We start from the raw sequence: 11,273 nt of genomic DNA, 5'->3' as shown, positions 1-11,273 counted from the left end.
CGACGGGACGAACTACACCGGCACCGTGGACGCCTCCAGGACTTTCAGCATCAACGTCCCGGGCAGCAAACTGGCCGCCGATGCGGATCTCACCGTTGATGCAAGTGTGACCACCACTGATGCAGCAGGTAATGCTACGACTGCCACGACGACTCAGGCATACACCAAAGATGTCACTGCACCGACTGCATCTGTAACGGTCAATGGCATCACCTCGGATAACGTCCTCAATATCTCTGAGGCGGCCGGGACTGTCGCCATTACCGGCACCGTGGGCGGTGACGTACAGGCCGGCGACACCGTGACAATCACAGTCGATGGAACGAACTACACCGGCACCGTGGACGCATCCAGGACCTTCAGCATCAACGTCCCTGGCAGCAAACTTGCCGCCGATACGGACCTCACTATTGATGCAAGCGTAACCACCACCGACGCAGCCGGGAACTCCACCACTGCAACCAGCACCAAGGCCTACACCAAGGACGTCACCGCACCGACCGCATCCGTGACGGTCAATTCAGTCACCTCCGACAATGTCCTCAACATCTCCGAAGCGGCCGGAACCGTCGCTATCACCGGTTCGGTAGGCGGTGACGTGCAGACTGGTGACACCGTAACCATTACCGTCGACGGGACGAACTACACCGGCACCGTGGACGCATCCAGGACCTTCAGCATCAACGTCCCCGGTGCCAAACTGGCCGCCGATGCAGATCTCACCATCGACGCGAGCGTGACTACTACGGATGCCGCCGGGAACTCCACAACCACAAGCGGCACGAAGTCATACACCCTTAACTTCACGCCACCCAACGCATCTGTGACATTGAACACCATCACTTCAGATAACGTCCTCAACATCTCCGAAGCTGCAGGTAGCGTCGCCATCACCGGCACCGTAGGTGGTGATGTAAAGACTGGCGATACCGTAACCATCACCGTCGACGGTACGGACTACACCGGCGCCGTCGACGCCTCAGGGACTTTCAGCATCAACGTCTCTGGCAGCAAACTTGCCGCCGATGCGGATTCGACCATTGACGCAAGCGTTACCACCACAAGCGCTGAAGGTATCTCTGCAACTGCAACAACCAACAAGGCGTACTCCAAAGACCTCAATGCCCCCGCAGCATCCGTAACGGTGAACGGCATCACCTCCGACAACGTCCTCAACATCTCGGAAGCAGCCGGGACCGTCGCCGTTACCGGCACCGTGGGCGGTGACGTACAGACCGGCGACACCGTGACGATCACCGTCGATGGGACTAACTACACCGGCACCGTCGACGCCTCCAGAACCTTCAGCATCAACGTCCCGGGCAGCAAACTGGCTGCCGATGCAGATCTCACTGTAGGCGCCAGCGTGACCACTACCGATGCCGCCGGTAACGCTACGACTGCCACGACAACTAAGGCATACACCAAAGATGTCACTGCACCGACTGCATCGGTAACGGTCAATGGCATCACTTCAGACAACGTGCTGAACATCTCGGAAGCAGCCGGGACCGTCGCCATTACCGGCACCGTGGGCGGTGACGTACAGACCGGCGACACCGTGACGATCACCGTCGACGGGACGAACTACACCGGCACCGTGGATGCCTCCAGAACCTTCAGCATCAACGTCCCCGGCAGCAAGCTTGCTGCAGATGCGGATCTCACCATCGATGCCAGCGTGACCACTACCGATGCCGCCGGTAACGCTACGACTGCCACGACGACTAAGGCATACACCAAAGACGTCACTGCACCGACTGCATCGGTAACTGTAAATGGCATTACCTCGGATAACATCCTCAATATCTCCGAAGCAGCCGGTACCGTCGCCATCACCGGCACCGTAGGCGGTGATGTGCAGACCGGCGACACCGTAACCATTACCGTTGACGGGACCAACTACACCGGCACCGTCGACGCATCCAGGACCTTCAGCATCAACGTCCCGGGCAGCAAGCTCGCCGCCGCCGCGGACATGACCATCAACGCCAGCGTGACGACCACCAGCGCAGGCGGCAGCTCAACTACGGCCACGACTACCAAGGGGTACAACGTAGACGTTGTCCCTCCCAGCGCCCCCACCATCAACACGGTAACGGACGATTTTGCGCCGGAGACCGGTAACGTAACCAACAACGGCTACACCAATGACTCCTCTCCGACCGTAGCCGGTACCGCCGAGGCCGGTAGTACCGTGAAGGTATTCGACGGAGGCGAACTTGTGGGGACCGTGGTAGCCGACAATTCCGGTCATTGGACCTTTACCACGTCCACACTCGGCAACGGCACGCATACCTTCACTGCGTCCAGCACCGATGCGGCAGGCAACACCACCTCGAATGCCGACGGCTACACGGTCCATATCGATACAATAGCGCCTGCGCCCGCTATACAGGCTGCCGTCAATGACGCCGACTCCACCGGCACTCGCGTCACCGACAACGGCACGATAAAAGACGCAACTCCTACCCTCGTCGGCACTTCCGAACCGGGGAGCACCGTCACCATCTACGAAGGGACCACCATCATCGGAACGGCCACAGCGGACAGCAACGGCAATTGGACCGTAACCCCCACGGCCACCCTTTCCGACGGGACGCACACCTTTACCGCAATTGCCGCCGATGCGGCAGGAAATAGCAATACCGGCGCCAGCGCTTTCACCTTGAAAATTGACACTTCGACGCCGCACACAACCACCGGGACGGACACAACTGCCGCTCCGTCGACGCCTGCGCCGACCACGCCGACCGCAACGTCCCCCTCCACGACTACAGATCTGATCACCGGGACGGACTCTCACACTTCTTCCAACCAAACCGGTGCCGACACAACACCCACAGCCTTCGAAGGCACTCCGGCGGAAACCGAGCAAAGCGGCGTCGTCAACTACACCCGCTCGGACACAACCGCCGGGCAGGAAGGGCTGTTCGCGGCACAGACGCCGTCCTCCCAGGAGGCCAACGCCCAACAGGCAACCGCATTCAACCTTCCCAATGGAGTCTTCGTCCAGAACGGCACGAGCGACAAGGTGACCCTCGAGGCAACACTCACCGATGGCAGGCCGCTCCCCGACTGGATCAAGTTCGACTCGAGCACCGGTCGCTTTACCGCCGTTCCGCCGGAAGGGACCTCCGGCGCAGTAGACATCAAGGTCACCGCTCACGACACGAACGGCAACACGGCAGCGGTCCAGTTCCAGCTCACAGTGACGACGGCGAATACCCAGGGTGCTACTTCCTCAACCGATGCCCGTTCCGGCCAATCGGACGCTTCCACTTCCGGGGGAGCAGCAGCCCAGCCGACCGTTCCGGCACAGTCTTCATCATCTGAGATTTCTGACAGGACCTCGACATCCCAAAGTGTAGGAACGGGCTCTGCAACTGCCGCCATCTCCAACGGAGTGGTCGTCTTCGGGACCGATGCGGGCCACGCTGCGGTGAGCGACCTGGCACTCTACGTAGTTAATCCACCGGCGCCCCAGGAGGTCCAGATCAACGACGTTTCCACCTTCGCCCTCCCCTCCGGTGTCTTCAGGCATTCCGAGCCCGGCGCAGAGGTGAAAGTGGACGCGACACTCTCCAACGGCCAGCCGCTTCCCGAGTGGCTGAGCTTCGACGCAACTACCGGCCGTTTCATCGTCAACCGTCCGCCGGCGAATGCGACAGGAACCTTCGAGGTGAAGGTCATGGCGAGCGACGCCAAGGGAAACGCGGCATCGACGGTGTTCAAGCTGACCATCGCCCCGGCCCGCCCGAACGCAGTACCCCAGAAACCCGCCGCCGACGGTGCGGAACCGGCTGAAAAACCTGCCCAGGAAAAACCGGAAGCGCCGCATGCGAAAAATGATCGCGGCACCGAACTGTCGCCACATCGCGCCCTTAAAGGTCGTGCTTCTTTAGCCGATAAAATTGCTGGGGAGAACAACAGGCAACGCAGCATGGAACTGGTGAAGATGTTCGATAAAACTCCCGCCAAGAAGGGGCACGCCGTATGATTCTCGATCAAACGAGTCGCAAGAATTCAGGAGCCAGCATGAGGAAAACAACGTCGTACGCAGTGATCGCGTCATTATTCCTTTTCAGTACGGGTTGCGCCGTACATACAAAACCTTTGTCGACAAGCGAGCTCATGTCCCGGGTCGCCGCGGACCGCTTGGCCATGTACGATGGGCAGGAAGCGGTACAGGCCCCGGTCACGCTCGAAGAGGCGATGGCGCGGGCGCTAAAATACAACCTCGACCATCGCATAAAGATAATGGAAGATGCCTTAGCTCTGCGGCAGGGTGACGCGATGTCCTACGACATGCTGCCACATCTCGTCGCCTCGGCCGGCTACTCGCAGCGTGACAGCTACAACGCCTCTTCCAGCATTAACTACAAGACTCACGAGCAGTCGCTGGTCCCCTCCTACTCCTCCGACCGGGACCATTTCACCACCGATCTCACCCTTAGCTGGAACATCCTCGACTTCGGAGTGAGCTACCTTCAGGCCAAGCAGCAGGCCGACCGGGCCCACATCATGAACGAGCGTCGCCGCAAGGTGGTGCACACCATCATCCAGCAGGTGCGCCAGGCTTACTGGCAGGCGCTGGGGGCGCAGCAGATGGAAGGACGCTTCGAGCCGCTGCTGGCCGAGGTGCGCAAAACGTTGAACGACATCGAATGCGTCGAGGGGGAGAAGCTGCGCCCGCCGCTGGAAACGCTCAATTACCGTAAGACGTTGCTTGAGATACTGAAGCAGCTTGAGACCTTCCGGGATGAACTGCAACAGGCCAAGCCGCGCCTGGCTGCACTGATGAACCTCCCCCCGGGACAACCTTTCAACCTCGTCGTCCCGCCAGGGATGGATGTACCGGGGCTGTGCGACAACCTTAGCGCCATGGAGGAAAAGGCACTGCTGCAGCGCCCGGAACTGGTCGAGGCCGATTACAACGAACGGATCAGCGCGACCGACGTGCGCAAATCCATCCTCAGAATGCTCCCCGGTATCGAGGTGAACTTCGGTGGGAATTACGACTCCAACAGCCTCCTCGTGAACAACAGCTGGGTCGAGGGGGGCGCGCGGATGACATGGAACCTTTTAAGCCTGCTAAGCGGCCCGAGCCAGTACAAGCTGGCCAAGGGACAGGCTGAGCTCGTGAAGGCGCAACGGATGGCGCTCAGCATGGCGATCCTCACCCAGGTCCACATCGCGTACCAGAACTACCAGACCCAGGTACGCCAGTACGAACTGGCCGGCGAGTTGAGGGACGTGGAGAAGAAGATCTACGAGCAGACCAGGAACGCTGCGGCAAGCGGTTCGCAGAGCAGGATCAACGAGATCCGTTCGGCAACCTCCACGCTCATGGCGGAATACCGCAACTACCAGAACTACGCCGCGGTGCAGAACGCTTACGGACAGGTGAACGCAAGCCTCGGGCAGGACCCGCTGCCGGAAACGGTAGGGTCCCACGAGCTTTCGCAGCTGTCCCTGGCGATCAGGAACCAGTTGGATACCAAGTGCCCGGCTCCGGAGAAGTTTTATCAACGTGCCGTTTGCCGGTCTTCCGCGCCGGCCACACCGGCGGTGCCCCCCCTTCCGGCGGGGCTGCGCTAATCTGCTCACAGAAGGAACCGATATGAAGATTCCTCACCTCCTGCTTTCGTTTCGCCGGGCCAACCGCCTGGTTTCATTTCTTGCCTGCACACTGGCAGGTATCGTCTCCCTTCCCGGGGTCTCCGCCGGTGAGGGAATGGTCCGCATCCAACTCGCACCGGCACAGCAGACCACGCTCTCGTCGGAGATCGCGGCAAACGTACTAAAGCTCCCCTTCAAAGAGGGGGACTCCTTCCGACAGGGAGAACTCCTGGTCGAGTTCGACTGCTCGCTGCTCCAGGCGCAGTTGCAAAAGGCGCAGGCGACGGCCGAGGCGGCTCGCGAGACCCTGAAGGTGAGCGAGCGCCTCGCGGAATTGAACTCGATCAGCAGCCTCGAGGTCGATCAGGCCCGCGCCAAGGTGAAGGAAACCGACGCCGAGGTGTCCGCCATGCAGGTGACCGTCTCGAAATGCACCATGAAGGCGCCGTTCTCAGGAAGGGTCGCGAAACTCCAGGTGGACCGCTTCCAGTACGTCTCGCCCGGCAAGCCGCTCATGGACCTCCTCGACACGAGCCGGCTCGAGGTGAGGATGATCGTCCCCTCCCGCTGGCTCTCCTGGCTGCGCACCAAGGGGCGCTTCACGGTGCATATCGAGGAGCTGGGGAAAAGTTACGAGGCGCGAGTGGTTAGGATAGGTGCCCGCATCGACCCCTTAAGCCAGACGGTTCCGGTCATGGGCGAGATCGTGGGGCGCCACGATGAGCTCGTGACGGGGATGAGCGGAACGGCGAGCTTCGCCAAGGGGCAGAGATGACCGAGATCCAGGATGAACGTCTGCTCGGGATGGGGCTGCTCCTGCAGATCGGGCGGCGGGCACGTCAGGCCGCCGATCCCCGTGAAGTAGGTTTCATCGCAGTCAATGAGACCAAGCAGGTTCTCAGTTACCGGCAGGGGGCGTTGTGGCTCCAGGGAAAGGGGGTCTACGCGGTGTCGGGGCTCCCGGAGAGCGACCCGAGCGCACCTTACGTGCAGTGGCTAGCCCGCGTCTTTCCGAACTGGCGCAAGGAACAGAAAAGCCGCGCGACCGGCCCCTCGGAGCTTCCGGCTGCCCTTGGAGAGCGCTGGGGGGATTGGCTTCCGGCGCACGCGGCGGTCGCCCCGCTGCGCGGCAAGGACGGCTCCCTCCTCGGACTTCTGCTCTTTGCCCGCGACGAGGAGTGGCTCGAGGGGGAGCTCACCCTCCTTGACGAACTCGCCTCGATATACGCACACGCCCTGTGGGCTCTTGCGGGTGGAAAAAGGCGCGGAGCACTGAGCAGCGGCGTCTTCCGCGGGGCATTCAAACTGATCCCGGTGGCCCTCGCCGTCGCCGCCCTCTTCTACCCGGTCCGCCTCTCGGTGCTCGCACCGGCCGAGGTGACCCCCAAAGACCCCTTCGTGGTCCGCTCTCCTCTGGACGGCGTCATCGACCGTTTCTTCCTCCATCCGAACCAGCCGGTGCACCAGGGGGATCTTCTCTTCGAATACGACAGCTCTGCGCTGCGCGCCAAGATGGGGGTGGCGACCAAGGCCTACGAGGTGGCGAGCGAGGAATACCGCCAGTCGGTGCAGATGGCGCTTTCCGACGACAAGACCCGCGGCGAGATGGAACCTAGGCGCGGGAAAATGCAGGAAAAGGAGGCCGAGCTTTCCTACTCGCGGCAGATGTTCCACCGCCTCCAGGTGCGTGCCCCGAGATCCGGCGTCGCGGTCTTCGCAGACCAGAGCGACTGGGTAGGGAAGAACGTTTCGGTCGGTGAACGGGTGCTGGTGATCGCCGATCCCGCCCGGGCCGAGATGCTCATCCACTTACCGGTCGCGGACGCGATGGACCTGAAACTCGGCTCGCGGGTGAAGCTATATCTCGGGACGGACCCGCAGCATCCCGTGGAAGGGACCTTGAGCTACGCATCATTCAAGCCGGAGCTGAACCCGGCCGGATACGCGGCGTACCGCCTTAAGGCCGACTTCGCCCAGGGGGCGACGCCACCGCGGCTGGGACTCACCGGGACGGTGCGCATCTACGGGGAAGAGGTCACCCTCGGGCGCCTCATTTTCCGGCGCCCCATAACGGCGCTGCGCCAGAGGCTGGGATGGTGAACCTGGCGCTCCCACCGCTACGGGAGGAGCTCGACCTCCTCCCGGCCCCCACTGCCCCGGACGGCTCACCCGGTTGGACCCTGCACGATCCGGCGAACAACCGCTACTACCTGCTCGCCTGGCCCGCCTTCGAGATCCTCTCGCGCTGGCACCTGGGGTCCGTCGCGGCGGTGCTCGAGGCGGTCCGCCGGGAGACCACCCTCGACGCTACCGAGACCGACCTCGCCGAGGTGACCACCTTCTTGCAGCGCAACTTCCTGCTCGATCTCCCCTCCGCAGCCGGAACCGATTACCTCGTCGCGGCGGCACGGGCCCGCAAGCTCGGCGGCGCCACCTGGCTTTTGCACAACTACCTCTTCTTCCGGGTCCCCCTTTTCAGGCCGCAGCGCTTTCTCGACGCCACCGCGCCGCTCGTCGGGTGGATCTACACAAAGGTCTTCCTCCTGGTCGCGCTCGTGGCTGCGGCCCTCGGCCTCTACCTCGCCTCGCGGCAGTGGGACCTCTTCGCCCACGCCTTCACCGCCTACCGGGGCGGCGAGGCGATCTTCGCCCTCTGGTGCATCATCCCGCTTGCCAAGGTCATCCACGAGTTCGGGCACGCCTTCACCGCGCACCGCTACGGGTGCCGCATCCCCGCTATGGGAGTCGCCTTCGTGGTAATGACACCTATGCTCTTCACCGACACAAACGAGGTGTGGAAGCTAACCTCGCGTAGGCAAAGGCTAGCGGTTGGAGCGGCGGGGGTACTGGCCGAGCTCATCCTGGCCCTGGCCGCCCTCTGGGCATGGCTACTCCTTCCCGACGGGCCGTGGCGGGGAGCCGCGCTTATGCTGGCGACAACGACACTTTTGATGACCATCGCCCTGAACGCGAGCCCCTTCATGCGTTTTGACGGCTACTTCTTCCTTTCCGACCTCCTCGGGATCCCGAACCTACATGCGCGCTCTTTCGCCTTCGGACGCTGGTGGCTGCGCGAGAGGCTCTTCGGTCTCAAAGCCCCTCCTCCTGAACCGGCCTCGCGAGGGAGGAGGCGTTTTCTGATAGGTTTCGCCTACGCCGTCTGGGCCTACCGTTTTTCCGTCTTCATCGGCATCGCGCTTTTGGTTTACCACTACTTCTTTAAGGCCCTGGGGATCTTCCTCTTCGGGATCGAGATCGGCTGGTTCGTACTGCTCCCCTTCTACCGCGAGGGGGCCGACTGGTGGAAAATGAGAGACCGCATCACCTTAAACTTCGCCCTGTTCACCACCCTGCTGCTCGTGGCAGGGTTCATCGCCTTTCTCGTGGTTCCCTGGCAGGGGGACGTCGCCGCACCGGGGGTGCTTCTGCCTGCGCGCGAGCAGCAGGTCTCGGCGCCGCGCGGCGGTATGCTGCTTCAGACCGCCGACGACGGCACCGCCAAGGTTCGTCGCGGGGAGCTCCTCGCCAAGCTGCAGGTCCCTGAGCTCGAGGCTCAGATCAAGAAGGCCGGCACCTCGGCAGCGATATCGGCGTGGCAGGCAAACCGGCAGAGCTTCGATCCGCAGCTGTTAAGCCAAGGAATGGTACCTCAACGCCGCTACGAAGTGGACCGAAGCGAACAGGCCGGGCTCGAGGGAGAGCGGAACCGGCTCACGCTGCGGGCCCCGTTCGACGGGACCATCGTGGCCAGAAATGACGAGATCGGACCGGGAGTCTGGGTGTCGGCGAAAGAACCACTCTACTTACTGGCCGATACCGCCGCTAACCGGATCGACAGCTACGTCGGCGAACGTGATCTTAAGCGGCTGCAGCCGGGGGCCCGCGCACGGTTCCTGCCGGACGCAAGCGAATTCGGCCCGGTGAGCTGCACGGTAGCCGACATCGACCGGGTGAACGTGCCGGAGATAGACGATCCCATGCTCGCCTCGTCGTCCGGGGGGCCGCTCCCGACCCGCCCCGACGCGCGCGGTGCACAGATCCCGCAGACCCCGGTGTTCAGGGTACGCCTGGACAATTGCGCTCCTCACACGGTTCCCTTGGTTCCCCTGCGCGGTGTGGTGCACATCGAGGCGCAGAAGCAGAGCCTCCTCGGTGAGATCACACGCAACGCCGCGGCGCTGCTGGTCCGGGAAAGCAATCTGTAACCTCCACACTCCCCAACGCAGATCACCGCTGCCCTGAGCCAAGGTCCCTTTTGGGCGATGCGACATGCCGATTAGCTTGAACGAACCTCCTCATCCGCTACATGTTATGCCATTTAGTCTTAATAGAGCTATGCGCAGCGTATGTGCCATGACCTTTAGCCTTAACGGAGCTATGCGTCGCGTGATGTGCCATGACCTTTAGCCTTAACAGAGCTATGCATTGCGCGATGTGCCATGACCTTTAGCCTTAACAGAGCTATGCATTGCGCGATGTGCCATGACCTTTACCTTTAACAGAGCTATGCATCGCGCGATAAGCCACGACCTTTGCCCTTAACGGAGCTACGCACCGCACGATGTGCCATGACCTTTGCCCTAAACGGAGCTGCCTATCGCGCAATGTGCCATAACCTTTGCCCTTAACGGAGCTGCCTATCGCACGATGTGCCATGACCTTTGCCCTTAACGGAGCTACCTATCGCATGATGTGCCATGACCTTTGCCCTTAACGGAGCCACCTATCGTACGATGTGCCATGACCTTTGCCCTTAATGGAACTACCTATCGTACGATGTGTCATGCCCTCTGGTTTTAACGGAGCTACCTATCGCACTATGTGGCATGGCTTATCGCCTTAATGTAGGTGCTGGAGCGGCGACTCGCATGAAATTAAAAATTTGTTAATTTTAATTGACAGCTCCCATCCATACTTTATACTGCACTACTCCTGCGCAACGAGTCACACGTGCCACGGCACGGAAGGAGTTAGATAATGGGAATCTGCATTGACTGCAAAGGCAAAAGGACCGTCACCTGCCCCGAGTGCGGTGGCACCGGTAACAGGTATTATGTTGCGGTGCTCGATATCTGGGAGTCCGATTGCAGCGTCTGTTTCGGAAGCGGTACCGTCAGCTGTCCGGCTTGTGAAAGCAGGCCGCTCGGCTCCGGAGTACCGAGACCGCCAGCAGCCTGGCCCCCGCCCCCTGCCCCACCGGGACTGTGAAAGACATTTGAACGTGAAAAGGGCCGGCAGAAGATGCCGGCCCTTTTTTTCATTCTCTTCGATGCCACGCTGAAAAACCCGCCCCCCCCCCGCCTCGCCACAGGCAGCGTAACCGCCCCCAAAAGACACACGGAAAACTGGGGCGGCCCCATTTGGGTGAGATGATGAATGCAGTTGGCACAGGATTAGCCAAAAAAAATGCAATACATTTACCGTTCTGTATACTTTTTTCATTCGCACTATCAGCCTGTTATGCGGAAATCGTAAGCTATCCCGGCAACACCCCTTCCAAACGTTAGATATGGCCAACCATTTTCTCCTACATTAAATTCGCTCCCCTCCGAAGAAACAACCAATTCTGTAAAGAATCACGTCCGGTGAAAGCACAGAAATTATCTTTTCTGCTCCCGAGATGCCGCATGCCTGTCGTGCCTGACTGCTGA

The 11,273-nt window shown here is 61.2% G+C and carries 5 protein-coding genes; all 5 read left to right on the top strand.

Annotation, left to right across the window (positions count from 1 at the left end):
* Positions 1–4,000: Ig-like domain-containing protein (locus tag E8K79_RS09030; protein WP_136514459.1), on the top strand; the 4,000-nt coding region annotated here is incomplete at its 5' end.
* 38 nt (positions 4,001–4,038) lie between these two features.
* Positions 4,039–5,601, top strand: a complete 1,563-nt coding sequence (locus E8K79_RS09025; protein ID WP_136514458.1) for a TolC family protein — start codon at positions 4,039–4,041, stop codon at positions 5,599–5,601.
* Positions 5,602–5,623: 22 nt separating this feature from the next.
* Positions 5,624–6,397 carry an efflux RND transporter periplasmic adaptor subunit gene (locus E8K79_RS09020; protein ID WP_136514457.1) on the top strand — a complete coding sequence of 258 codons (774 nt, stop codon included), beginning with the start codon at positions 5,624–5,626 and terminating at the stop codon, positions 6,395–6,397.
* The gene (locus E8K79_RS09015) at positions 6,394–7,722 is read left to right on the top strand and encodes an efflux RND transporter periplasmic adaptor subunit (protein WP_136514456.1); all 1,329 of its coding nucleotides are present in this window, start codon (positions 6,394–6,396) and stop codon (positions 7,720–7,722) included. The genes E8K79_RS09020 and E8K79_RS09015 overlap by 4 nt, the downstream gene beginning before the upstream one ends.
* On the top strand, positions 7,716–9,827 hold the full coding sequence (locus E8K79_RS09010) for an HlyD family efflux transporter periplasmic adaptor subunit (protein WP_136514455.1): 2,112 nt from the start codon (positions 7,716–7,718) through the stop codon (positions 9,825–9,827). Before E8K79_RS09015 ends, E8K79_RS09010 begins: the two co-directional genes overlap by 7 nt.
* The last annotated feature ends 1,446 nt before the right edge of the window (positions 9,828–11,273 follow it).

This window comes from Geomonas edaphica (genome assembly GCF_004917075.1).
GTDB lineage: Bacteria > Desulfobacterota > Desulfuromonadia > Geobacterales > Geobacteraceae > Geomonas > Geomonas edaphica.
Note: the sequence above shows the minus strand (reverse complement) of the source record. Positions and strands in the feature narration are given on the sequence as shown.

Bases quoted from the DNA above. Each gene is read 5' to 3' on its own strand.
- E8K79_RS09025 (WP_136514458.1), top strand. From the start codon at position 4,039: ATGAGGAAAACAACGTCGTACGCAGTGATCGCGTCATTATTCCTTTTC.
- E8K79_RS09020 (WP_136514457.1), top strand. From the start codon at position 5,624: ATGAAGATTCCTCACCTCCTGCTTTCGTTTCGCCGGGCCAACCGCCTG.
- E8K79_RS09015 (WP_136514456.1), top strand. From the start codon at position 6,394: ATGACCGAGATCCAGGATGAACGTCTGCTCGGGATGGGGCTGCTCCTG.
- E8K79_RS09010 (WP_136514455.1), top strand. From the start codon at position 7,716: ATGGTGAACCTGGCGCTCCCACCGCTACGGGAGGAGCTCGACCTCCTC.